General features: G+C 66.1%; 26 protein-coding genes and 1 pseudogene. 6 read left to right on the forward strand and 21 right to left on the reverse strand.

Features of this window, described 5'->3' with window-relative positions; genetic code table 11:
* Window positions 1-73 precede the first annotated feature (73 nt).
* The 9 genes from WC729_RS18430 to WC729_RS18470 all read right to left on the reverse strand — a co-directional run bounded on the left by WC729_RS18430 (window position 74) and on the right by WC729_RS18470 (window position 7798).
* Entirely contained in the window at window positions 74-1567 is a 1494-nt protein-coding gene (locus WC729_RS18430; RefSeq protein WP_372855405.1) for a tetratricopeptide repeat protein, read from the reverse strand.
* A complete protein-coding gene (locus WC729_RS18435) occupies window positions 1564-4458 on the reverse strand; it encodes a M16 family metallopeptidase (RefSeq protein ID WP_372855407.1) in 2895 nt (964 codons plus the stop codon). Before WC729_RS18435 ends, WC729_RS18430 begins: the two co-directional genes overlap by 4 nt.
* A gap of 175 nt (window positions 4459-4633) precedes the next feature.
* On the reverse strand, window positions 4634-5050 hold the full coding sequence (locus WC729_RS18440; RefSeq protein WP_372855409.1) for a DUF1801 domain-containing protein: 417 nt from the start codon (window positions 5048-5050) through the stop codon (window positions 4634-4636).
* Between the two features lie 29 nt (window positions 5051-5079).
* Window positions 5080-5496: a DUF1801 domain-containing protein gene (locus WC729_RS18445; protein WP_372855411.1), complete on the reverse strand. Its 417-nt coding sequence runs from the start codon at window positions 5494-5496 to the stop codon at window positions 5080-5082.
* Between the two features lie 4 nt (window positions 5497-5500).
* A complete protein-coding gene (locus WC729_RS18450; protein ID WP_372855413.1) occupies window positions 5501-5719 on the reverse strand; it encodes a hypothetical protein in 219 nt (72 codons plus the stop codon).
* Window positions 5720-5749: 30 nt separating this feature from the next.
* The gene (locus tag WC729_RS18455; protein ID WP_372855415.1) at window positions 5750-6160 is read right to left on the reverse strand and encodes an SRPBCC domain-containing protein; all 411 of its coding nucleotides are present in this window, start codon (window positions 6158-6160) and stop codon (window positions 5750-5752) included.
* On the reverse strand, window positions 6157-6480 hold the full coding sequence (locus WC729_RS18460) for an ArsR/SmtB family transcription factor (protein WP_372855417.1): 324 nt from the start codon (window positions 6478-6480) through the stop codon (window positions 6157-6159). Before WC729_RS18460 ends, WC729_RS18455 begins: the two co-directional genes overlap by 4 nt.
* A gap of 102 nt (window positions 6481-6582) precedes the next feature.
* Window positions 6583-7065: a hypothetical protein gene (locus tag WC729_RS18465; protein WP_372855419.1), complete on the reverse strand. Its 483-nt coding sequence runs from the start codon at window positions 7063-7065 to the stop codon at window positions 6583-6585.
* A 148-nt stretch (window positions 7066-7213) separates the two neighbouring features.
* Window positions 7214-7798: an isochorismatase family protein gene (locus tag WC729_RS18470; protein ID WP_372855421.1), complete on the reverse strand. Its 585-nt coding sequence runs from the start codon at window positions 7796-7798 to the stop codon at window positions 7214-7216.
* Between the two features lie 55 nt (window positions 7799-7853).
* Between WC729_RS18470 and pncB the strand changes: the two genes are divergently transcribed.
* The gene (gene pncB, locus WC729_RS18475; protein ID WP_372855423.1) at window positions 7854-9158 is read left to right on the forward strand and encodes a nicotinate phosphoribosyltransferase; all 1305 of its coding nucleotides are present in this window, start codon (window positions 7854-7856) and stop codon (window positions 9156-9158) included.
* Window positions 9159-9327: 169 nt separating this feature from the next.
* The gene (locus tag WC729_RS18480; protein ID WP_372855425.1) at window positions 9328-9762 is read left to right on the forward strand and encodes a hypothetical protein; all 435 of its coding nucleotides are present in this window, start codon (window positions 9328-9330) and stop codon (window positions 9760-9762) included.
* Here the strand turns inward: WC729_RS18480 and WC729_RS18485 are convergent.
* The gene (locus WC729_RS18485) at window positions 9759-9962 is read right to left on the reverse strand and encodes a hypothetical protein (protein ID WP_372855427.1); all 204 of its coding nucleotides are present in this window, start codon (window positions 9960-9962) and stop codon (window positions 9759-9761) included. The genes WC729_RS18480 and WC729_RS18485 overlap by 4 nt on opposite strands.
* Window positions 9963-10002: 40 nt before the next feature.
* Complete coding sequence (locus tag WC729_RS18490) at window positions 10003-10668, reverse strand: DJ-1/PfpI family protein (protein ID WP_372855429.1); 666 nt, start codon at window positions 10666-10668, stop codon at window positions 10003-10005.
* A gap of 169 nt (window positions 10669-10837) precedes the next feature.
* Here WC729_RS18490 and WC729_RS18495 point away from each other — a divergent pair, with 169 nt between their 5' ends.
* Window positions 10838-11152, forward strand: coding sequence for a hypothetical protein (locus WC729_RS18495; protein ID WP_372855431.1), 315 nt, complete (start codon window positions 10838-10840; stop codon window positions 11150-11152).
* A gap of 296 nt (window positions 11153-11448) precedes the next feature.
* Here WC729_RS18495 and virB11 read toward each other — a convergent pair whose 3' ends face one another.
* From virB11 to WC729_RS18535, 8 genes are all read right to left on the reverse strand, one after another.
* Complete coding sequence (gene virB11, locus WC729_RS18500) at window positions 11449-12381, reverse strand: P-type DNA transfer ATPase VirB11 (RefSeq protein WP_372855509.1); 933 nt, start codon at window positions 12379-12381, stop codon at window positions 11449-11451.
* Between the two features lie 62 nt (window positions 12382-12443).
* Entirely contained in the window at window positions 12444-13565 is a 1122-nt protein-coding gene (locus WC729_RS18505; RefSeq protein ID WP_372855433.1) for a TrbI/VirB10 family protein, read from the reverse strand.
* Window positions 13565-14260 carry a TrbG/VirB9 family P-type conjugative transfer protein gene (locus WC729_RS18510; protein ID WP_372855435.1) on the reverse strand — a complete coding sequence of 232 codons (696 nt, stop codon included), beginning with the start codon at window positions 14258-14260 and terminating at the stop codon, window positions 13565-13567. Before WC729_RS18510 ends, WC729_RS18505 begins: the two co-directional genes overlap by 1 nt.
* Complete coding sequence (locus WC729_RS18515) at window positions 14257-15108, reverse strand: virB8 family protein (protein ID WP_372855437.1); 852 nt, start codon at window positions 15106-15108, stop codon at window positions 14257-14259. The genes WC729_RS18510 and WC729_RS18515 overlap by 4 nt, the downstream gene beginning before the upstream one ends.
* A complete protein-coding gene (locus tag WC729_RS18520; protein WP_372855439.1) occupies window positions 15105-16370 on the reverse strand; it encodes a type IV secretion system protein in 1266 nt (421 codons plus the stop codon). Before WC729_RS18520 ends, WC729_RS18515 begins: the two co-directional genes overlap by 4 nt.
* Window positions 16370-18742 carry a VirB4 family type IV secretion/conjugal transfer ATPase gene (locus tag WC729_RS18525; protein WP_372855441.1) on the reverse strand — a complete coding sequence of 791 codons (2373 nt, stop codon included), beginning with the start codon at window positions 18740-18742 and terminating at the stop codon, window positions 16370-16372. The genes WC729_RS18520 and WC729_RS18525 overlap by 1 nt, the downstream gene beginning before the upstream one ends.
* Entirely contained in the window at window positions 18721-19005 is a 285-nt protein-coding gene (locus WC729_RS18530) for a type IV secretion system protein VirB3 (protein WP_372855443.1), read from the reverse strand. The genes WC729_RS18525 and WC729_RS18530 overlap by 22 nt, the downstream gene beginning before the upstream one ends.
* A gap of 21 nt (window positions 19006-19026) precedes the next feature.
* The gene (locus WC729_RS18535) at window positions 19027-19320 is read right to left on the reverse strand and encodes a TrbC/VirB2 family protein (RefSeq protein ID WP_372855511.1); all 294 of its coding nucleotides are present in this window, start codon (window positions 19318-19320) and stop codon (window positions 19027-19029) included.
* Between the two features lie 187 nt (window positions 19321-19507).
* On the opposite strand from WC729_RS18535, the gene WC729_RS18540 reads away from it, so the two are divergent.
* The gene (locus WC729_RS18540) at window positions 19508-20743 is read left to right on the forward strand and encodes a nucleotidyltransferase family protein (RefSeq protein WP_372855445.1); all 1236 of its coding nucleotides are present in this window, start codon (window positions 19508-19510) and stop codon (window positions 20741-20743) included.
* Here WC729_RS18540 and WC729_RS18545 read toward each other — a convergent pair.
* Together WC729_RS18545 and WC729_RS18550 are read right to left on the reverse strand one after the other, a co-directional pair.
* Window positions 20740-22029: an MFS transporter gene (locus tag WC729_RS18545; protein ID WP_372855447.1), complete on the reverse strand. Its 1290-nt coding sequence runs from the start codon at window positions 22027-22029 to the stop codon at window positions 20740-20742. The genes WC729_RS18540 and WC729_RS18545 overlap by 4 nt on opposite strands.
* Window positions 22030-22051: 22 nt before the next feature.
* Complete coding sequence (locus WC729_RS18550; RefSeq protein ID WP_372855450.1) at window positions 22052-22819, reverse strand: 2-keto-4-pentenoate hydratase; 768 nt, start codon at window positions 22817-22819, stop codon at window positions 22052-22054.
* 204 nt (window positions 22820-23023) lie between these two features.
* Between WC729_RS18550 and WC729_RS18555 the strand changes: the two genes are divergently transcribed.
* Together WC729_RS18555 and WC729_RS18560 are read left to right on the forward strand one after the other, a co-directional pair.
* A complete protein-coding gene (locus WC729_RS18555; protein ID WP_372855513.1) occupies window positions 23024-24043 on the forward strand; it encodes a LacI family DNA-binding transcriptional regulator in 1020 nt (339 codons plus the stop codon).
* 79 nt (window positions 24044-24122) lie between these two features.
* Window positions 24123-24247: pseudogene (locus tag WC729_RS18560) on the forward strand (5-dehydro-4-deoxy-D-glucuronate isomerase); the annotation flags it as partial.

Consider the following 24247-nt stretch of genomic DNA (forward strand, 5'->3'; position numbering starts at 1 on the left):
ATCGAGACGGGCGATCACCATGCAACCGGCCCGATCGGATCAGGGCTGGCCGCATCGATATTCGAAAGCCGGCTCAGGAATCGGCAAGAGTCGGATCGAGCACGAGCGCGCGGGCGCGGTCGGATTTGGCGGCCTGGAGATCGCCCAGTGCCTCATGCGCTTCCGCGCGACGCCAATAGGCGAGCGCGAGATCCGGATTGCCGCTGATGGCCGCGTCGAACTCCTCGATCGCGCGCGGATAGTCGTCGATCTGGCGATACGCCTCGCCCTTTGCGTTCAACGTGTCCGGATCGCGAGGCGACAGCCGCAGCGACGCATTATAGTCGCGGATCGCCCGGTCCTGGCGCCCCTGCGAGGCGTAGGCGTTGCCGCGATTGTAATAAACGGCCTCATATTCGGGGTCGATCGCCAGGGCCTTGTCAAAAGCCGCGATCGCCTCGTCATATTCCTCGGCATCATTATGGATCAGCCCGAGCGTGTTCAGCGCATAGGTCGATTTGGGATCGAGCTTGAGCGCGGCATCGATGTCGGCCAATGCTGCGGCTGGTTGATCGCTGCGCAACGCCAGAGCGCGCTGGACGCGGAAGGTCGCATCTTTCGGGGCGGCCGCGATCGCACGACCATAATCCGCAACGGCTTTCGCCGTGTCCCCGTTCGCCTCGAACAGTGCGGCGCGTCCCGTCAACGCGTCCGTCGATTGCCGATCGACGCGGATCGCACGATCATAGGCCGCCATCGCTGCCTTGGCGTCGCCGGCCTGGCTCAGCGCCTTCGCCTCCAGCACCAGCGCGTCGAGCGGCTCGGGCAAGGCGGCGCGCGCGTGATAAGCGGTGGCGGCAGCCCGCCAGCGCCCGAGATTATAATTGGCGTCGGCACGACCGAACAACGCGCTCGCGTTCCTGCCGTCGGCCGCGAGTACCGCATCGTACCGCGCCAGCGCTTCCTCGTTTCGATCGAGCCGAATGAGCATGCTGCCGATCGAGTTCAGCGTATCGGCATCCTTCGGGTCGAGCGTGTGCGCCTGCTCGAAATCCGCCAGCGCTTTCGTATCGTCCTTGCGGCCCGCAAGGATCCAGCCCCGATTGTACAGGGCGCTTGGCGACGGCCGGGCCGCGATCAGCGCGGTATAATCGGCCAATGCCTTGTCGGGCTGGTCGAGCTTGTTGAAGACCAGGGCGCGCTCGAACCGCGCATCGCCGTCCTCGCCAGCGCCCACCAGCCTATTCAGGATCGTGAGCGCCGCTTGCAGATTGCCGGCTTTACGCTCCGCGCGGGCCAGGCCGAGCGCGGCAGTGCGATCCTCAGGGCTGGCGGCCAGCGCCAGCCGGTAAGCGGCACCGGCGTCCGCCCCGCGACCGAGCGCCTCCAGCGCTTGCGCACGGGCCAGCTGGCCACCCTTTACCGATTGATCGAGGCCCAGGGCCTTTTCGCTATTGCGCAGCGCCGCTTTGGGATTCGATTCGAGTTGCGCGATTGCCTGGGCCACGAGCGCGGGCGCATCTGCGGCCATTCCTGCGGTCGGCGCGGCAAGCACCATCGCGACGGCCAGCATCCTCCAATATGTCATCGCCCGCCTCCCTTGCGGCCTTTTGCCGCTCCGCCGGCCGCCGGTGCTGCGGCATTCGAACCCGCGCCGACAACCGGTGCGGCAATCGCCACGATGGGCGCCGGGGCGAGCCATTTGGCCGCTGCCGCGTTCACCTGATCGACCGTGATGGAAGACATGAGCGACTCGAAGCCCATCGCCTCCTCGATCAGCGCCGGGTTCGCCGCTGAACCGTCAAGGGCACCCGCCCACCAGACGTTGCGCCCCCGCAACGACGCCATCTGGGCCAGCATCGGTCGGCGGGCAGCTTCCAGCGCCTCGGCCGTTATGCCGCCCGAGGCGATCTTGCGTGCCACAATCTGCGCCTCGGCCACCAGGCTATCCAGATCGGTCGGGCTTCCCTCGATTTGCGCGAGGAGCACCCCCTGATCGGCGTGGTCAGGCATCTGCGTCAACACTTGCGGCGAATAGCTTTTGCCAAGGTCAGTCCGGATGCGCTGCCGCAGTTCCGTATCGAACACCGCGGCCGCCAGCTTCAGGGCATATTCCTCAGCTCGGCGCTCCGGAGTCGCCACATACAGCGGCCAGACGAGGCGCGCGACGGCGCGATCCGCCGGGCCCTCGTGCGTGGCACGGATCACCGGCACCGGTCGATCGGCAAAGCGCAGGAAGTGCGTGCCGGGAAGCGCGCGGTCCGCCTTCTGCCGCGGCGGCAGTGCGCCGAAGGTATCCGCGACGAGCCGGATAGCGGCGGCTTCCTCGATATCGCCGACGATGGTCAATTCGATCGGCGCGGAGACCAGCGCGGGCTTCAACACGCGCGCGAAATCGGCACTGCGCCATGCGTCCATCGTCGCGCGGGCAGGCAGCACCTCGGGATTGCCGGGGTCGACCGCCGCGACAAAGGCATCGGCCAGGACCGCGCCGGGACTGCTGCGATACATACGCGACATGATGTCGATGGCATCGGGAAGGCGTTCGTCGATGACCGGGCGAAAGCCGGGGTCGGTCATGAAGGCGGCGAACACCTGCAACTGGGTTTGCAGATTCGCCTGAGTCGTCGAGCTGCCGAAATCAAAGGCTTCGTTGCCGAGCTGGAGTTTCAGGTCCCAGCCCACCCCTTGCAGGCTGGCCTCCATCTCCTCCGCCGACAAGCGTCCCAGCCCACCGGCCGAGAGCAGCCCGGCGCCGAGGGTCGCGGCCAACAGGTCCTGGTTGGCGATTTCGCGCCTGCCCGCGCCGAAACGCGCCCTGAGTTCGACCTCGTTCTTCTCCAGCGTCGAATGCTTGAAGTTGAGGATCACGCCATTCCCGAAGCGCAGGCGGATGAAACCGGGAACCTTGATCTCCTCGCGCTGGACGACGGCGGTCGCCGTGCCGAAATCGGTATAGGCCCAGGCGAGCTTCTTGCGATCGCTGAAGGCCGCCAGCGCCGTTCCACCTTCCGCGCGAATCCAGGCCGCGCGGATGGCCTCCCGATCGACGGGCTTGGGCATGACGAGCGTCACCAGCGGGCCGGCTCCCGACCATGCCGCCGCGAAGGACGCCTTGACCCCGGCCGGATCCAGACCCTCGACAGCCACGTCATAGGCGTGCATCGCCTCCCGTGGTGATGGCGTGGTGCGCCATTCGGCAGCGCGCGCCAGGATCGTGTCCGCCAGCGCGGGACCCAATCGCCCGTCGGCAAGGGAGATGGCACCGCGCAACGCGCCGCGCCCGGCCTCCAGCTGCACCTCCAGTTCGCGTTCGGTGGGCCCGTCCTTCGCGAAGCGGCGAAGCTCGGCCTGGGCCGCAGCGAGCCCCTTTTCCCATTTTTCTCCCGAGGGCACGACAATCAGGCAGGTGCCGGCATATTCACGCTGGCTGTTATCGACGATGGCCGCCCCGACAAGGCCACTGTTGCCGGCGTTGACCAGCGACTTGAACCGCTCTGCCAGGATAGCCTGCCAGATCGCGTTCCGGGCCTCCCGCGTCGTGCGGTCGATCTCGCTGGTATCGCGCGGCAAGGGCGGCTGTACCCGGCATGCCGACACGATCGTCGCCATGCCCGGCGCGACCGTCGAGAAAGTGTCGAGACCGCGGCTGAGATCGGCCTTGCCAAAAGGCGCACGCGTTGGTCGATCGCCCTTTCCTTGCCAGGTGGAGAAGCTTGCCGTGACCCGCGCCTCCAGCGCCTCGACCGGCTGGTCGCCAACGGCCACCAGCACGGCATGCTCGGGCCGGTACCAGCGATCGTAAAAGGCCCGCAGCGTGTCGGGTATGGCGGCGGCGAGCGCCTCGGGCGTGCCGCCGGGAAGGCGGTTGACCGCGCGCATTTCCGGCGTGTTGAAGCGGCCCACCGCCTCGCCCGCCTTGGTCTCGGGGCTCTCGCGCGATTGCCGCTCGGCGAGCACGACATTGCGCTCGGTGGCGACGGCAGGAGCCGGGAAGGCCACACCGTCGGCGACGTCGCGCAGCCAGCGGAAGCCTTCGTCCACGCCCTGTTCGTCCGCCTTGCCGAAATCGAGTTTATAGGTCGTCGCAAAAACCGTGGTTTGGGCGTTCTGGTCACGGCCGAAAGCAACGCCGAGCGCTCCGAAGCGGCGATCGAGTCCCCCATCCGGCGCCGACCGGGTCGCACGGAACGCCATGTGCTCGACGAGATGCGCGTAGCCGCGCTCGGTTTCCGCTTCCTCGAAGCTTCCGGTGTCGATCCCCAGGCGCAGCGAAAGCCCATTGGCGGGGAGCGCCGCCCGCATGATGAAATAGCGCATGCCGTTCGGCAGCACGCCGGACCGGATCGCCGGATCCGCCAGGACGGTACGGCGAACCGGAATCGGGTCTGCCGACGACTTTTCCTGCGCCACCGCGACACCCGCGCAGCCAAGTGCCAGCACGACGCCGGCGCCGATGATCCGATTGCTGATCGCCACTATTTACCCCCGATTCCCACCAGCTTAGCCGGAGCGCCCCGGTCGCACCAGCGATGCGGCGCGCCGTCAGGGGCGATCGAGGCAATTCCGGAGTGAAACCGGTGCTATTCTGGCTGCACTTTGCCGAGCGCGCGCAACATGTTGGCAAGATGCCGAAACCCGGCCGCAGATAGCCCTAGCTCTTCCCCGAACGGCGGGGACGAACGGTCGACCTGTTGAGCGCCACCGCGGCGCGAACCAGCGCCTTCAGCGCGTCCTCATCGACCTTGTCGTTCTCATGGAAATCGATGGCGCGCCTGACATTGCCGTCGAGGCTGGAGTTGAACAGACCTGACGGGTCCTCCAGCGACGCCCCCTTGGCGAAGGTCAGCTTCACGACCTGCTTGTAGGTCTCGCCGGTGCAGATCATGCCGTCGCGTTCCCACACCGGAACGCCGCGCCACTTCCACTCCTCGACCACATCGGGCTCCGCCTGTTTGATCAGGCCGCGGAGCCGGGCAAGCATCTCGCCCCGCCAGTCGCCCAATTCCGTGATCCTTGTATCGATCAACCGGGAGGGGGAATCCCCGCCTTCATCCTTCGAACTACTCATCCTATGCTCCATGCTTGGCCGGCAATCACTCACATCCGTTCGCCGGGCAATTGGCTGGCCTGCGTCACCCAGGCGGCGAGTTGCGCCTCGAAATCATCGCCTTCACGGATATGGAAATACCGTGTGTCGTTGCTCTTCGATTCGACCGGCGGCACCGGATGCAGCGACGTGCCGCGGAAAAAGGCCAGCTTCACGTAATCGGTGAAGCAATGGATGCCCAGGAACCAGCCCTCGCCCTCGACGCCGTACAGCGGCGAGTTCCACTTTACCGCCTTGTGAACGCCGGGAACGGTACGCTCGATCAGCGCGTCGAGGCGGCGCCCGACCTCGCTCTTCCACCCCGGCATCGCCGCGATATAGGCCTGCACCGGGGCATCGCCCTCGCCCTTCGCGACCTGCGGATTGCCGCCCGCGAGAAGCGGCGGCGCCTTTGACCCGCCGGACATCGCCCTATCCGGCGACTCGTCGCCCGCTGCGCCACCGGGCGGCATAGGGCAGGAAGAACATGTACAGCCCGCTGAACAGCAGAAGGAAGAGCGGGAGCAGCGGCGAATAGACGATCCAGGGCGGCGGGGTGCCCAGCGCCATGGCGACGAAATTGGCGAGCACGGTCGCCGTGAAGATGATGGACAGCCAGCGATGAGTCTGCCGGATCCAGGTGCTCAACATAAAATCTCCTTTAGAAGGATGGCGGCGATATCAGTCGATGCGCGCCAGCAGTTGCTCCAGATTGCCGAAGAAGCGCGGCCACCCCGCCTTGGCGCCGAAATAGGCCTGTTGCTGGTCCGGCTTGAAACCCACCTGTTCCATGCGGAGGCGCGTGCCCGTGTCGGTGGCACTGAGAGTCCAGGTGACCACACTTTCGAGGCCCATGCCGGCCCAGCTATAGGACAATGTACGGTGCGGCTCGACCTCTAGGACCTGACAGTCGACGCCGCCCCAGTCAGCGCTGAAGCGGAAACGATGGTCCACCACGGGCTTGAAGTCAGCCTTCATCAACCACTCCTCGATCAGATGCGGTTGAGTGAGCGCCCGCCAGATCTTTTCCGGCGGATACGCAATGTCACGCTCGACAGTGACGGTGCGCGTTTCAATCGCGGTATCGGTCATTGGTCCATCCTTCTGAGCAGGTCTTCGAGATCGTCGAACCGGCTTTGCCAAAACCCCGCCATCTGGCTTGTCCAGTCAATCAGTGGCGCGAGAGCATCGGGCAGCGCGCTGTAATGAGTCAGCCGGCCATCGGGGCGGTCGCGCACCAGCCCGGCCTGTTTCAGGACGCCGAGATGCTTGGACACAGCCGGTTGAGAGACCCCCGCCTGAGACGTCAGCGACCCGACCGTCTGCTCTCCGTCGCGGCACAGCCGCTCGAAAAGGGCGCGTCGCGTCGGATCCGCGAGGGTCCTGAAAATAATGTCCTGTGCGTTCGTCATGCGTAATCGATAACTCTCTGGCTATGGGTCAATCCATAACCAGTGAGATATGAATGAGTCAAGCTACCGCGACGAACTGGTCTGGGGCCTTTGGCCCGCCGGCTATTTTGCGGTTCGCCCCAGCGGCCATCGCGCAGCCTTGTCCGATCGGGCATGCGCACGGGCCAGCGTATCCTGGCGAGCGCGGCTGCCGTCGTGCAGTTCGCGTTCGCCCGCGAGATACTCGCTCCGCTGCCCCTGCAGGCTCGACGCCGTCATCTGCAGCGCGCCGCGGACCATCTTGATCGTCGCGAAGTGCCGGTCCGCATAGTCGTCGTCGAACCTCGACCAGTCGACATCGCTCCACAGCTGGTCGTGATCGAGGAAGTCGGTCAATTCCTGCCCGGGCAGCCGCCCGAACGCGTCGTGATATTCCTGAAAGGACTCGATCAGGGCCATGGCCTGACGGCCGACATCCTGCGCCTTGCCGGCGCCCCGCGCCACGAGGATGAGATTGGCCGTCAGTTCCCGAACCGCCGACGCGACGGAGCCCCCCGCCGCTTCCTGCGCTATGACTGCTTCGGAGCGTTCACTAACCAGCCTCATATAGCGCCCCTCATCAGGTCGGGTTGTCCCGCCGTGATTGTGTGACACCACAATAGCCCGGGCGCGGCGACTGCTCCAAGAGCCCGCACGGGCCGTCCCTATCCCAAAGCGGCACGTTCGGGTCCATAATGGTGCGAGGGCCGGCGCCTCAGGCCAGGGCCACGGCCTGCCCTGCGAAATCCTCGGCCAGGACCTGATCGATCGGCCGGGCGATGCCCCGCGTGAGCGCCTGCGGCACGGTGACGCGGAACCCGCGCTCGACCAACCCGTCGATCGCCCAGCGCACGCAATAATCCGCCGCCACGCCGATCACGATCGCTTCCGCGACGCCCGCTGCCTTCAGGTCGCGGAAGAAAGCATCGCGATCGATCGGCGCGCCGGCGTCGATCGGCTCGACCGTCAGCCCCGCTTCCCGCCACATCGCGAACACGCCCTTTTCCAGGCGCCAGACCGGAATGGCCGGGTCGACCTGTGCCGTATCAAGCACATTGTGCCAGCCAGGCGTCTCGCGGACGCAGTGGATCGGAAACTCCTTCGCCTCTTCCGACAGCGGATAGGTATCGGCAAAATGCGTGTCGAAGGTGAACAGTACCCCGGCCGTATCGTCGGGGCTGAGTGCCCCGAGCCAGGCGTTCATCGGCCCGGCCAGCGCATCGGCACCGCCCACCGCCAGCGCGCCGTCCGGATTCATGAAATCCGCCTGGGTGTCGACGACGATCACGATCTTCTTCATCTCATGCTCCAGCATTGGGGTAGACGCCCGCGGCGTTTGCCGGGAAAAGCTTGCCATGGTCCTGACTGATATAGCGACGCGCACCTATAATCACGGCTGGCGGCTCGATCCGATCGTGCGCAGCCTGCTCGATACCGATTTCTACAAACTGCTCATGCTGCAGATGATCCGGCATCTCCATTCGGATGTAGAGGTGACCTTCTCGGTCCTCAACCGCACGAAGACGGTCAGGCTCGCCGACACCATCGACGAAGGCGAATTGCGCGCCCAGCTCGATCATGCCCGGACGGTGCGCTTCGGCAAGAAGGAGCTGATCTGGCTCGCCGGCAACAGCTTCTACGGCAAGGAGCGGATGTTCGCGCCCGACTTCATCGCCTGGCTCGCCGAATTCCAGCTGCCGCCTTATGAGCTGCACATTGTCGACGGCCAATATGAGCTGCGCTTCGCCGGCCCGTGGACTCACACGACAATGTGGGAGATTCCCGCGCTCACTATCATCAACGAGCTTCGCTCCCGCGCCGCGTTGCGCAATCATGGCCGTTTCGAGCTCGACGTCACCTATGCCCGCGCCAAGGCGAAACTGTGGGACAAGGTCGAACGGCTCAGACAATTGCCCGATCTGGTCCTCTCCGATTTCGGCACGCGGCGGCGGCATGGCCATTTGTGGCAACGCTGGTGTGTCGAAGCGCTGAAGGAAGGACTTGGCGACCGTTTCATCGGCACCTCCAACATATTGCTGGCGATGGATGGCGACCTGGAGGCGATCGGCACCAATGCGCATGAGCTGCCGATGGTCGCCGCCGCGCTTGCCCGCGACGATGCGGAACTCGCCGCCGCACCGTATCGCGTGCTTGAGGAATGGCGCCAGCATTATGCCGGCAATCTGCTGATCGTGCTGCCCGACGCCTTCGGGACGACTGCCTTCCTGGCCGATGCGCCCGACTGGGTCGCCGACTGGACCGGCTTCCGCCCCGACAGCGCGCCGCCGATCGAGGCCGGCGAGCAGATCATCGCCTGGTGGATGCGCCACGACGTCGATCCGCGCGAGAAGCTGCTGATCTTCTCCGACGGAATGGACGTCGACTCGATCGAGCGGACCTATCGCCATTTCCACGGCCGCGTGCGCATGAGCTTCGGCTGGGGCACCAACCTCACCAATGATTTCCGCGGCTGCGACCCGCACGGCAACGAGGGGCTCGAGCCGATCTCGCTGGTGTGCAAGGTGACGAGCGCCAATGGCCACCCGGCGGTCAAGCTTTCCGACAACCCCGCCAAGGCAACCGGCGACCCGACCGAGATCGCGCGCTATCTGCGCGTCTTCGGGGATGCCGGCCGGGTGGAGAGCGAAGTCGTTGTCTGATCACCAGGTTTCGCTAAACAGCAAGCTGCCAAGCGACACTATCCTCTCCTGCTGGAGCATAAGGTAGCCGGCGGGATCGACCGTAACCTGCTACTTTACCGGCCCTTAATCCCCTCCAACTACTCGCTCCTGTCGGCGCCACGCAGGTGGCGCCGACGCGGGGAATATCGTGCCACAACCACTATCGATCCGGCTATTCGCAGTGCTGTTCGGCTGCTCGGTCGTGCTCTCCGTCGCGCTCGCCATCTACACTTCCCGATCGATGACCTTCGGCTTTGCGATCACGCCCGAGGCAAGCGCGACCCTTGCCGGCAGGATCCTTGCGATCAGGATGTTCGGTGCGGCTTTCGCCGTGTCGCTGATGCTGCTCGTCTTCTTCTTCAAGTCGCGCTCCGCGCGCGGTGCACTGGTCGCGCGCTGGGTGCTGGGTGTGGTGACGAGCGTCGTCTTTCTGCGCAGCATCGGCGTGGTCGATCCAGTCAATGACGGCGGCGCGGCCGCCCTGGCTGTATCGCTCGTCCAGCTGACCATGGAAGCCTTCGCCATCCTGCTGCTCTACGGCGAGGACGCAGCTGACTGGTTCGATGCGCGGGTCTGGCGCTAACCCTCGATCAGATCCAGATACGCCACGACATCATTGTCCGTCGCCAGGAACAGCCCGTCCTGCACCTCTTCCGGCTGGGCCGCGGCGATGACCATCGCTTCGCTGAGCGGCCCGTAGAACAGGGTCGACGCCCCTCCCCCGTCATTGCCGTCGGACAAATGATACAGGCGCACGGATACGCTGTCGGAGGTGGTTCGCATCGACGCTAGATGCGGCGCGCGGCGATCGACGGCAAGCCCGTCAGCAGGGAATGCAGAGCGGCACCGTGTTGCCCGCCTTGTCCAGCGGGCAATCGTCGGTGTCCGGGATGGCGCCGCCGACCGGCGGGCAGGGATAATATTGAGTCGAGAGCTGCACCGCCTCCGCCGCCTCGGTGCCGTTGAGCAGCTCGATCAGCCGCAATGACTCGTCCAGCCCCGAGGAGATGCCGCCGCCGGTCAGCCGGTCGCGGTCGAGATGATAGCGCGGATGGCCCTCGACCACCTTCACATGCTTGTAGCGCTTGAGGCACGGGATGAACGCCCAGTGCGTCGTCGCCTCATAGCCGTCGAGCAGGCCCGCCGCCGCGAGCAGCATCGCCCCTTCGCACACCGAGGCGACCAGCGGCGTCACCGCTGCCTTGTCGCGCAGGAAGCCAAGATAGGTCTCGTCCTTCATCAGCACATTGAGCGCCGCGGGGTCGCCGCCCGGCACCCACAGCGCGGCATAATCGGGGCTCGCCTCGGCAAAGGTCTTGAGCACTTCGAAGCGGAAGCCTTCGCGGAAACAGTGCATGCGGCTTTCCGCCGCGACCAGTTCGATCTCGAACCCTGCCCAGGTGAACATCTCGTACGGACCGGTCACGTCGAGCATGTCGACTGAATCGTACACCGGAATGCCGATGATCTGCTTGACGTCGCTCTCCACGCTGCCCTCCTCCGCCCCGATGTTCGCGCACCATAGCGCGTCGCCGTTTCGGCCGATGCGGGGTTGACGCCAAATCGGGGCTTTTTGCGGTCGTAGAAGCAGGCAAAGCGCTTCATGATGCCGCAACTGACGTGCCGCGGATCGCTGCCGCTTCAGGAAAGGGCTTTGCGTGCCGGCCGGGGAAGACACCCATTGCGACGAGGATGAGGCCGGCCCACGCCGCCGCCTGTCCGGCGAGCGCGTCGGGCTGATGCTGGTCGGGCCCGCGCTCTTCGTGCTGTCGGCATCCCCGGTTCAGGCGGCCGGCCCCGGGCAGCATTTCGTCGAGCTCTGCACGGCGCAAGGCATCACCTGGATGGCGCTTCCCGATACCGGCCAGATACCTGCGGACGAGTCCGACAAGGCGAACGGTCACGCCACCTGCGCGCATATTCTGCGCCCGCGCGCCTTGCTGCGTCCCCGTGGGAATCGCGCCGAAACCTGATCTCCTGACGCCGTTGATTCAAAACCGATGGAAACTGTTGCAGCGTGGTTCCGCGATAGAAACCCGCGCTGCTCTTTCACAGGTCTGGCGAAATGGAATTCCCTGTTCCGGCGGAAATTTTCCCTGTTATCCGGAGTCGAATTCCCTGTTATCCAATAACAGGGAATTTCTATTCAACACACTGTTATAGAAGTATAATACCGGCGGAAAATCGCCCGATCATGCCGAAAAATAAAAGATTTCCCTGTTATTTCCCTGTTCTTTGCTCCGGAACAGGGAATTTCAGGCTCGGCTCTCTAGCCCCGACGCCGGAGCACAACCTCCGCCACATGCCGCCGCCCACCCGCGCGCGCGAGCTGGACGAACACGTCGACCGTGCTCCGCACATAATGCAGCACATCGTCCCGGTTCAGCCGCGTGCCGGTCTGCAGCACCAGCAGCGCGATCTGTTCGACTGCCCGCTCCGCGCTGTCGGCATGAACCGTGGTCATCGATCCCGGATGCCCGGTATTGACCGCGCGCAGGAACGCATAGGCCTCCTCGCCGCGCAGCTCGCCCAGGATGATCCGATCGGGCCGCATGCGCAGCGACGCGCCGAGCAGGTCGTCGGCGCTCACCCGCGCCTCGCCCAGCGCGCTGCGCGCCGCAAGCAGACCGACGGCATTGTCGTGACGCAGATGAAGCTCGGGCGTGTCCTCGATCAGGATCAGGCGTTCGTCCGCCGGGATCTCGCGGATCAGCGCGTTGAGGAAAGTGGTCTTGCCGGTCGAGGTGCCGCCCGAGACGAGGATGTTCTTGCGCGCCTTCACGGCCCTGGCGAGCATGCCGGCGATGTCGCCGGCATCGAGCATCATCGTCAGCGCGCGGTCGATGTCCGTCGTATCTTCCTCGCCATGCCGCGTCTCGGCGAAGGCGCCGCTCGCGACATAATCGCTGAGCGCGAGATCGGGCGAGACATGCTTGCGGATCGCGAGTGCCAGCGGACCGCGCGTCGCCGGCGGGCCGACCACCTGGACGCGCGCGCCGTCGGGCAGGGTCGCCGAGAGCAAGGGATGCTCGCGGCTGATGCCCTGGTGCGACAGCGCGGCGATCTGGCGCGCGAGCCGCGACAGGGTCGCCTCGTCAAGTCCCGGCGCCTCATGCCGCTCGATCGTGCCGCTGGTGGTCTCCACCCACACCTCGCCCGGGCGGTTGACATAGATGTCGGTGACATCGGCCCGCTCGAGCATGCTCGCCAGCGGTGACAGATAGCTGCGCAGATAGACCGGGCGGTCGTCCCGCGCGGGCGCGCTCACCGCTTCGTCTCGACGCCGGTGAAATCCAGGTCGCGCGCGACGAACACGCTGATCGCGGTACCCTGCTTGACCTTGAGGGTCGGCTGGATCTGCTGCCCCTGGGTCAGTCCGCTCGTCGCATTCTGCATCGCGCCCGGCAGCGCGACGATCACCGGCGAGTTGGAATTGCCGATGCGCGAGGCAAGATTCACCCCCACATCAAGCGTCGATTGCAGGATCGCCGATCCGAAGCGTTCGAAGAAATGGCTGTTGACCCTGCCCTTGATGCCGACGCGGCCGAGCGGGTCGGCGGCGGGCGAACCGATCGCAATCGTCACGCCGTCCGGACGGACGAGCCGGGTCCACATCACCGTGGCGCGATTCTGACCGGGCTGGAGATCGGCGCGATACTCGCCGATCAGCCGGCTGCCGCGCTGGATCAGCACCTTGCTGCCGTCAAAACCGCGTACGTCGCGCTGCACCAGCGCGCGCGCCAGGCCGGGCCGGGTCGAATCGAGCGCGGTCTCCAGCACCGCCGGGATCAGCGTCCCCTGCGGCACCGTAGTCGGGCGATGGCGCATCACGCTCGCCCGGGCGCGGGTCGCGACCGCGGCACCCCCGCCGTCAGCGGCTGCGGCACCGGCGCCCGCCGCACCATCGGCGGCAACCGGCGATCCGGCGATATCGCCCGTCGTCGTATCGATGATCAGCGCCGGATCGCCGGTCGCCCGCGCCCGCGCCGGCGGTTCGTTCACGACGGGCTGCTGCGGCATGGGCTGCGGCACATAGATGATCTGCGGTTGCTGGATCCGCTGTGGCGGCGGGGGCGGTGGTGGAGGCGCCGGGGTCTCCACCGCGACCGGCGGCGGTGCCGGTGCGGGCGGGATGAACAGCGGCGCGGGCTGTGGCGATGCTCCACCGAGATTTTCGGCGAAACCCGGCTTCGTCGGTGGCGCCGTCAGCGCACGCCGCCGCATGTCGAGCACGCTGAACAGGATGATCGCGACAAGACCGAGCCCGATCGCGAACACCCACCACGGCATGCCCGCCGCCGGCAGCGCGACGACCGGCCGAACGCTGGCTTCGCCATCGGGGCCAATCCGGGGATCGCCGCCAGTGGCCGGAGGTGCGCTCGCCATCAGCGTTTGGCCCTGGGCTTCACGCGCACCGCGCTCGCCACGTCCTTGTCGAGGCGGAACAGCAGCTTCGGCTTGACGCTGTCGATGACATATTGGCCGTCGCGCATATGGCCGTCGACCAGCATCTCCCGCCCCTTCTCGTCGATCGCGAAAACCGCCGGCAGCGGCTTGTCGGCCGGCCAGACGATATAGGTCTTCTCGCCATCGTCATCGATCTCGGACGGCCGGATCGCGCGTGTCCCGCCGAGCTTGTAGCGTCCCGGCTCCACGAGCGGCGCTGTGTCGGCGACGGTCGCCACCGCCGTCGGCGGATAGGTGAACCGCACCGTATAGGCCATGTCGGGCAGCGGGCCGTAGAGCGGCGCCAGATCGAACATATAGCTGCGGGCGTCGGTCACCACGGTCAGGTTGGTGGTGACGCCGGGCTGCACTGCCTTGATGAACAGATGATCGCCGCGCTTGTTGGAAGTGACCTGCCACGCGCCGCTGTCGCCCACTGCGACATTCTCGATCCGCTCATCGAGCGCGAACTCGACAGTGAGTTGATAGCCCGTCGCGACCTGGAGTTGCACGACCTGGTTGGTATCGTAGAGCACCGTCTGGATGCGCGGATCGCCCGGCCCAGGCGCCGGGCGCACTTGCGCCATGACCGCCACCGGCATCAGCAAGGCAAGCAGGACCAGTACGAGCCTCAAAGCTCGACCTCGGGCCGCGAGGGCCGGTTCGGCGAGCGCTGCGGCGGTGGGAAATTGGGCGGAGCGGCCGCTGGCACGCCATTCTGCACGGGAACTTCGGTGGTCGTCGTGGTTGTGGTGGTCGAGGAATCGATCACCGCAGTGCCCGGTGCGACTGGCTCGACCGGCGTCACATCCTCGGCGTCGCGGCGATATCCGGTCACCTGGAAGCCGAGCGGGTTCACGAACCGGTCGTCGCGCGTCATCGGCTCGCCAGAGAAGCGATAGCGGATCACTGCGACCCATGACTGGACCGGCAGCACCCGGCCGCCGGCGTCCTGACGCTGCGTATCGAAGCGGACCAGGGTCGAATTGCCGCCGAGCGGCGACACGCTCTTCACCCGCGTGCTGACCACGGTCGAACGCGGATAGCGTGCGAGCGGGCTGGCCGGGTTCGTCACTTGCACGCCCGACACATATTGCGCCTTGGCGGGGTCGGCCGACCACAGGGTCGTTTTGCGATAATTGGCCTGCAACGACGCGATGTCGAAGCTTTCGCGCGCGATGACATATTGGACGAGGAAGGACTGGGTCAGCGCCTTGTCCGGTGCGATCTTGTTGGCATCGAGCGGCTTCAGCGCCTCGACAAAACCGGTGTGGCGATCGACCAGCAAGGTATAGGGCTCGACGGTCTTGAGCGGCGTCAGCACGATCAGCGCGATCGCCTCGCACACCGCGATCGTGCCGGCCGCAGCCGCGACGATCCAGGCGGTCCGGCGCGAGGCGCGCAGCAGGTCCTGCCGGTCGCTCGCCCAGCTCTCAGCCTCGCGATAATAGGCGTCGAGCGATTCTCGTGAGGTCTTCTTCATGCGTTCCTGTCCCGCCGGGACGCGCCGGCCGATACGCGCCCGCGCGTGCGGCGCCGATAGCTTTGGCCGAGCGGCACCGGTGCCGCCACCGGAATATCACGCGACACGGCCTGGGTCGTCCCCTGATAGCTTAATTGCGCCGCCGGCGGCGGCAACAGCCCAGCCTCGCGCCGCTGGTTCGCGGCGACCGCATCGGCGACCGAATGCGCGCGGGTGCGCGGATCGGCGATCTCATGCTGTTCGGCCCCGGCAAGCGCCGGCTGCGGCGCCCGCTCGCGCAGCGCCTCGGCCCAGCGCGATGCGGCAGTGCGCACGGCCTCCGGCATACGGAAGCCCTGTGCCACCCGCGCCGTGGCGATCAGTGCCGCGAGCAGGGTCAAAACAAACACCAGAGTCAGCGCCAGCAGCTCGGTCGGCACCGACGGCGTCGGGATATTCTGACGGCGCAGCTCGAGGATCTGGATCAGCCAAGGCTCCATCAACGCCAGCTCGACGCCCAGCACGATCGATGTCGACAGTGCACCCAACGCCGCCCCGGCAATCCCGCGCACCCAGCCCTCGAACAGGCCCCGCGTCGTGTCGAACAACAGGAACAGCGCGAACAACGGCCCGAGCGCCAGCAACAGCCCGGCGACCACGCGCACCGACGAGAAGGACGCGATCGCCCCCGTCAAATACAGCGTCCGCGACTGGCTGAGCATCGTCGCATCGCGCGTCGGGTCCCAGCGCGGCTTCTGCTGAAGCTGCTGCAATTTCTGATATTGCTGCTGCTGTTGCTGCGGCGTCAGCGGCTGGGTCGGCCCGACAATCTCTTCGGCATCGACCGGCTTACCGGTGCCGATCCGCTGCAGCTCGGCCAGCCCATTATCGATCCCCTGCAACCGCCCGACCAGGCCCCCATCCGAACCGGGCAGGCCCGCCGAACCACCGATGCTCGCCGCCAGCTCGGCCGGACCGTGCATCGCGACATTATAGGCCAGCGTGCGAAAGGCCGGCCAGCTCGTCGCCAGCGCCAACACCACGCCGATCTTGACCAACGCGAGCACACCCTCGCGTGTACCGGGCGTCTGGCCCAGGATCATGCGATAGCCGAACAGCGCGACGAAGATCGTCAGCAGCCCGGTCAGCAGCACCGATACGATCGATCCCGGCGCCGTCAGCGCCTGATAACCACCCTGCCCGATCGCCTGCGCCTGGCAATCGACATAACCCAGCACGCCGCTGAGGAAAGCGCCGCCGGGCGAGATCGACGGGCATGCCATCAGGCACGCTCCAGCAGGCGCGGGATCCAGCTCTGGGGATCGTCGCCGCTCTCGGCGCGGATCTCGTCGAGCAGCCGCACGGTGCGTTCGCGGCCCGACAGGATCGTGAGGATATCGCGCTCGCCCGACAGGTTGAGCCGCGCTACCACGCTGTCGGTGCCGTGCTTGATCAGGAAGCAATGCGCGTCGTCAGGCAAGGTCCGCACGATCTCATACTCGTGCGGCGTCAGGCCGAAGCCATCGACATAATCCGCCGCTCGCGCCTTGGGGTTGGTCATGAAGATCTGCGTCGCGGCCTGTTCGATGATCGCGCTGGCGATCTTGCTCTCCAGGGCGTCCTGCGCGCTCTGGGTCGCGAAGCCGACGATGCCGTTCCGCTTCCGGATCGTCTTCTCCCAATCCTTGATGCGGCGCACGAACACCTCGTCGTCCAGCGCCTTCCACCCCTCGTCGACGACGATGATCGCCGCCGTGCCGTCGAGCCGCTCCTCGACGCGGTGAAACAGGTACATCATGGCGGGCGTGCGCACCGCCGGATCGTCGAGGATCGCGGTCATGTCGAACCCGACTGCCTCGGCCGAGAGATCGGTCAGATCCTCCTCGTTATCGAACAGCCAGGCGCGCTCGCCGTCACCCCACCACGGCCGCAGCCGCGCCCATAGATCGGCGGCATGCGGACGATGCCCGCCGCGGAACAACTCGGCGAAATGGCGCAGCCGGCGATGCTCGCGTGGCTGGGCGAAGTTCGCGTCGACCGCGTCCTTGATCTTCGCCACCTCGTCGATGTCGGCGCCGCCCGCGAGCTGCGTGACCCAGTCGATCAGGAATTGGCGGTTGCCGGGATTGTCCTCGACCTGCAGCGGGTTGAGCCCCGACGCTTCGCCCGGCCGCAACAGATCGTAGCGCCCGCCGATCGCGCGGATGAACAGCTCGGCCCCGCGATCCTTGTCGAAGAAGATCACCCGCGGATGGAACTTCCGCGCCTGGGCGAGCAGGAAGTTGAGCACCACCGTCTTGCCCGAGCCCGACGGCCCGATCACCGTGAAATTGCCCAGGTCGCCCTGGTGGAAGTTGAAATAATAGGGCCCGGCGGCGGTCGTCTCGAGCAACGTCACCGCGTCGCCCCAGTGATTGCCCTCGGCCCGCCCGAGCGGGAAATTATGGCTGCTGGCGAACCCGGCGAAATTCCCGGTCGAGATCAGCCCGCGCCGCGCGATATATTTGAAGTTGCCCGGGAACTGCGCCCAGAAGGCGGGTTCCAGCGCAATCTCCTCGCGCACCGCGATGATGCCGAGATCGGCGAGCGACGCCTGCACTTCCGCCACGCCAGCATCCACCGCCGCCGGCGTGTCGCCGCGCACCGCGATCGTCATGTGATGCTCGCCGAAGCCCGCACGCCCGGCCGCGACTTCATCCTTCGCGCTCGACAGCTCGCCACGCAGGCTCACTGCCTCATCCTCGGCCGACCGCATCCGCCGCAGCGCAAGGTTCATCTTGCCGAGCGCGGCCTGCCGATCGACGAAACCAAAGGATTGCGACACGGTCAGCTCGAACGGCAGCCGCAGCAACTCGTCCAGCATGCCCGGCGCTGTCTGCGCGGGGTAATCCTTGATCGAGACCATGCCGACGAACCCGCGCTGCGTATTCCCCGCTGGCCCGAGCTCGACCGTCTCCTCACCGAAGCTGACACGGCGATAGGGGATGTAGCTGCCGGCATCCTGCATCGGCATCAGCACCGGCCGCATCTCGCCATTGTAGAGCGCCGACAGGAATTCGAGCGGCTCCGAGCACACGCCCTGCTTGGTCTCGTACACGCCGAGCAGCCGCGGCGCGTAGCTCCCGAGCTGCGCCAGCAACGCGTCGCGCGCACCATCGAGTTGGCGCAGTTCGTTGGCCGAGGTCGCTTCCGACGTCGTCGTCGCTCGCCCGAAGACACCGCGCACCCGATCGGCAATCCCGACCCGGCCCTGCAATGGGCGGCGGATCAGGGTCACGAACAGGTCGTTGACGTATAGCTGCTTGCTCGCCAGCCGTGCCCGCCACGCCGCGTCGAGCTGGCCGGAGAAGGCGTCGGGGAACTTAGCCGGCAGCTCCACCTCGGCCTGGCGGCGGATGACATGGTGGTACAGCGCAAAGCGCGACGATCCGATCGCCTGCAGCATCGCATCGCGCAACACCTTGCGGTAATTGATCTCGTCGGTGTCGGCGGTCTCGAACAGCAGCCCGCGCAGATGGATGAACTGCATGAGCAACCCGTCACGCGTCTCGATCGTGTGATCGTCGACGTGCCGCGCATAAGGAAGATGGGACCCCGCGAACTTCTCGCGGGCGACCGCCCGCCGGTCGGATGTCAAGGGCGGTAGGAGTTGCATCGCCAGATCTTATGGTTGCGCACGCGCGGACAGCGACCGAGGCGCGTCAGCCACAAGTCGAAGATACGCGGCTCCCGCACGCACATCACGACGCCGATCAGATGAACGATCAGCGCGACGCCCAGCACCCAGAAGGCGTGGAAGATCAGGAACAGCTCGGTCGCGATGACCGCGTTGAACACGAAATAGCTATAGGTGACACCGGCAAACATCTGCGGCCGGGTGAGCGCGACGAACAGCGGGTCCCGCTCCAGCCCGTTCATGCGCCCCCCCTGTTCATAACATTAGTATCCGGCGCTGGCGGTGGACTGGATGCCGGCCACGATGCTGGCCGCCCCGAACAGGATGAAGCAACCCAGGATCACCGTCGCGCCATAACGCCAGTTGATCCGCCCGGTCAGCATCAGGAAACCGACCGAGGCGACCGCGATCACCGCGACCACCGTCGCGACCGTGCCCAGCAAGGTGCCCTGAAGCCAGCGCACCGCGGAAACGATCGCGCCCGAGCCCTGTGGATCGGCGAGTGAATCCTGCGCCAGCGCTGCACTTGACTGGATCGTCGCCCAGGCAGCGGCCAACCAGCCGCCACCGCGTAATTTCTTGCCGTTCAACCCGTACATCCCCGCGTAACAGTCTGATTCGCCCGATTTCGACTTTGCGCGCTGGCTCGGCACTTGCCAACAGCTTTCGGCGGCGGGTTTCCAGCGACGGGACGGCGTGGAGCTTGAAGGTCGGGCGATTGCCAATCGCGCTTTTTCCGCAGCGATGCTAAACTCGATCCACCCCGACGCAGCATCAGGCAGCACCGAAATTCGCCCCAAGGCATCCCCTGAATTCGCGCTCGCCTGCGCCCTGATCGCCCGACCGCTCTCGGACGAACGCACCGCGCGGATCGTCGATCTGGCAAAAGGGGCGGATTGGGGATGCGTTGAGCGGATCACCGCGCGACACCGCGTGGCCGGGCTGGTCCGCGAGGGGTTGGTGCATGCCGGTCTCGCCGTGCCGCCCGGCATCGCCGAGCGTGCGCAGCGGACCATGACCTCGGCACTGCGGAATACGGGCGAGGCCCTGCGCCTGCAGGTACTACTCGAAAAGGTCGGGATCGAGCCGCTGTTCCTCAAGGGCTCAGCGCTTGCGGTGCGCGCTTATGGCTCGATCGCGGTGCGCGATTCGGTCGATATCGACATGGTCGTGTCGCCCGGCGACGTCGCCCGCGCCTGGACCGTGCTCGACGAGGCGGGTTATGAGATGACCGCGCCGTCCAGGCCACTCCCGCCCGGCGCACTCAGGACCTATCAGGCGATCTCCAAGGACAGCGCGCATCATCATCGCCAGCGCAAGGTAAGGATCGAGTTGCACTGGCGGCTTTCCGATGCCGCGAGCGATACCGGCATGCCGCCAGCGAGCGACCGCCGCATGGTCCAGATCCCTGGCGCCGGCGCCCTGCGCACGCTCACCGACCCTCCCCTGTTCACCTATCTGTGCGTGCACGGCTCGGGCCATGCCTGGGCGCGACTGAAATGGCTGGCGGACATCGCCGCACTGCTCGGCACCAGCGAGGATGGCGGCGCGAGCCTGTGGGCGGCAGCGCAAGCCGCCGGTGCGACGCGCCCGGCAGCTTCGGCGATCATGCTGGCCAATGCCGCATTCGACACGCCCCTGCCCCCCGGTTTCGCCGCGCCGCGATCGCTCCGGCTCAGATTGCTCAACACGCTCGCCTTGCGGGTGATGGCGGCAGGCGGTGGCGCGCGGGAATTGAGCGAGACGCCCTGGAACTCGGTGGTCGAGCCGAGCGCGACCCTGCTGACCCTGTCGCGCTGGGGCGATGCCTGGGCGCATATCCGGCGCGTCGCGATCCCGGCCGAGGACGTGGTGCTGCTGCGCCTCCCCTCGGGCCTGGGCATCCTCTATCCAGTGCTGCGCCTGCCGCTGTGGATCTGGAAACGATCGCCCTGGTCGCCGCGCCGGCGCGGGCCGGCGCAGCGACAAGGGACGGCTTAGGCGCCTTCGGTGCGCGCCAGCTTCGGCGACAGCAGATGGATCGATGCCAGCGCCAGGAAATAGGCGCATCCGGCAACGATGAAGATCGGCGTGTAGCTGCCGATGCGGTCGAGGATCTGCCCGATATAGAGCGAGAAGATCATGCCGCCGATCGCCCCGACCGTGCCGCCGATGCCGATCACCGACCCCACCGCGCTGCGTGGGAACAGGTCGGACGGCAAGGTATAGACGTTTGCCGAGAAGGCCTGGTGCGCCGCGGCGGCCACGCCGATGATCAGCACCGCCAGCCACAGATTGTCGATATATTGTGCGAAGAAGATCGGGGTGACGCACAGCGCGCACACGAACATCGTCGATTTGCGCGCGAAATTCACCGACCGGCCGCGATGGATCATCCGCGACGACGCCCAGCCACCCACCACGCTGCCCACATCGGACAGCACATAGACCGCGACCAGCGGCGGGCCGAAGGTCTTGAGGTCCAGATGATAGGTCTTGCCCAGGAAATCGGGCAGCCAGAAGATGTACATCCACCAGATCGGATCGATGAAGAACTTGCCGAGCGCGAACGCCCAGGTTTCCTTGCGCCGAACGACCACGCTCCAGCGGATCGGTTCGACCGGATCGGCCGGGTCGCTCTGGACATAAGCGAGCTCGGCCGCCGATATCCGCTTCGATTCTTCCGGACGACGATAGATTGCCAGCCAGGCGACCAGCCAGACCAGGCTCGCCGCACCGGTGATGACGAACGCCATGCGCCAGCCATAAGCGAGCGTCAGCGCCGGCACGACCAGCGGCGTGATGATCGCACCGACATTCGCGCCCGCGTTGAAGATGCCGACGGCGAGCGCGCGTTCCTTGGCGGGGAACCACTCGGTCACCGCCTTCACGCCTGCCGGAAAGTTGCCGGATTCGCCGAGACCAAGGCCGAAGCGGACCATGGCGAACTGGGTGACGCTGTGGACGCCGCCATGCGCCATATGCGCGATCGTCCAGATCACGAAGGCGATGGCATAGCCAAAGCGGGCGCCGATCCGGTCGACCAGCTTGCCGAAGCCGAGATAGCCGATCGCGTACGCGGTCTGAAACCAGAAGACGACGTTGGAATAGCCGATCTCGGTCCAGCCGACCTCGGCGTGCAACGTCTCCTTGAGCACGCCCAGCATCTGCCGGTCGACATAGTTGATCGCAGTGGCGGCAAAGAGCAGCCCGCAGATCACCCAGCGATACCGGCCCATCCGGGTCGCCGCCGCGTCGGCGACCTCCGGCATCGTCGATTCAGCCATCACTCTCTCCCGAAGAGCCCCTTCACGAGGCCTTTATCGTGCATTCCACCGCGAGATCCGTACCGAAGCGTGCCTCGATCCGTTCGCCGATCCTGACGGCATGTACCCCGGTTACCGCGCCGCTGGAAATCCATTGTCCGGGCTTCAGCGCAATTCCCCGCTCGGCCATCAGCTCGAACAGGAAACGCGCCGCGCCCACAGGACCATCGAGCATGTCCTCCGCCTTGCCGGTGCCGATCACGTCGCCGTCGATCGCCACCGCGAGCGGCCAGCTGTCGATCTCGGCGCGTTGCCAGTCGCGGATGGCGGCCCCGATGACGAGGCCGTTATTGTTGCCGAAATCGGAAATCGTCACCGCCGCGCCCAGATCGTTGATCGCCGCCAGCGGCGAACTGGCGATCTCGATCCCGACATGCACCGCATCGATCAGCGCAGCCGCTTCCTCATGAGTGAATCGGGTCTTGCCGGCAGGCGGCGTGACGCCGATCCGCAGCAGGAATTCGGCCTCGGCCGCGGCAAAGCCGCCAACGAAGACGGGCATCGCCACCGGCTCGGCGGTCGCTTCCACGATCTGACTGGTGAAGATCGGCCCGGCGAGGCGGTCGACCCCGTCGATCGGCGGATTGATCCGGCCGACCTTCCAGCCGCCGATCTCCGCCTCGTTCAGCGCGATCGCTGCGTCCTGCACCGCATAGGCATCGGCAAGTGCGACCGGCACCGTGCCCGGATAATCCGGCAAGGACCGCCCGGCGCGGCGCGCATCGACGAATGATTGTGCAATATGACCCACTTCATGGGCAAAATCGGTGGAATCCACCCTCGTAACCCTCCCGCACGCGCTGTCGGCGCTTTCATATAGGACCCTAAGGTAAACCGGTGTCAATGACAAGGACCGGTTCTGGTGGTTTCGATGTCCCCCTCCCCGCGGTGCTCATTGTTGCGGCTATGATGCGCATTTGGCGATTTGCCAGGATAGGCGCTATGCCTTCGCATGATGCGAAAAACCGGCCTTCCCACGATCAACGACGTCGCCCGCATCGCGGGCGTTTCCAAGAAGACGGTCAGCCGGGTGATCAACCGGTCGCCCCTGCTCAGCGACGACACGCGCAAGCATGTCGAAGGCGTTATCAGCGGGCTCGGCTATGTCCCCAATCCCCAGGCGCGGGCACTGGCGCTCCGGCGCAATTTCCTGATCGGGTTGATCCACGACAACCCGAATGCGCAGATGGTGATGAACGTCCAGCAGGGCATTCTCGAATCACTGCACGGTACCGAATTCGAGTTGGTCGTCCGCCCGATCGACCGCGGTTCAGCGACGATGCTCGACGATGTGCGCAATTTCCTGGAGCGCCAACGCCTGTTCGGTGTCGTCCTGCTGCCCCCGGTCAGCGAGAACAACCAGCTCGCCAAGCTCTGCAACGATATCGGCTGCCGTTATGTGCGCATGGGCTCGGCCGAACTCGACGATCCGGCGCATATGGTCGCCTCCAACGACTGCGAGGCGGTGACGGCAGCGGTCGACTATCTGATCGACCAGGGCCACAAGCGCATCGGCCTGGTGCTCGGCCCGCATGGCTTCCGCTCGGCGCGCGAACGACGCCAGGGTTTCGAACAGGCACTGACCGCTGCGAAGATCACCCTGCCCCGTTCGATGATCGCGGAAGGGAATTATACGTTCGAATCCGGGGTGATGGCGGCCGATCGTCTGCTCGACCTGATGCCCCGCCCGACCGCGATCTTCGCCTGCAACGACGAAATGGCGGCCGGCGTGCTCCACGCGGCGCGCCAGCGCGGCATCGACGTCCCGCGCGACCTGTCGATCGTCGGCTTCGACGACACACCGATCGCCGCGCATATCTGGCCGCCGCTGACCACGGTGCGCTGGCCGATCATTTCCATGGCCCGCTCCGCGGCGCTGAAGCTCACTGCCGATGGTGACGAGGTGGTGGAAGAGCCATCCATGTTCCGCTCGACGCTGATCCGTCGCGGTTCGGTCGCGCCGCCTCGCGACTGATATTGCGAAAGCTCCTGACACCGGTTACCCCGCGTGTCGAAGAATCAAGCGCGACATAGGCGCAGCTGGAGGGACCCTGATGTTCGACCGTACTTATTACGCCACGCACCCGGACATGATGGAGTGTGTCTCGAACGACGAGCTGCGCGACCGCTATCTGATCCAGGGCCTGTTCCGCGCGGGCGAGTGCGTGCTGAACTATAC

The organism is Sphingomonas sp. (assembly GCF_041661825.1).
Lineage (GTDB): Bacteria > Pseudomonadota > Alphaproteobacteria > Sphingomonadales > Sphingomonadaceae > Sphingomonas.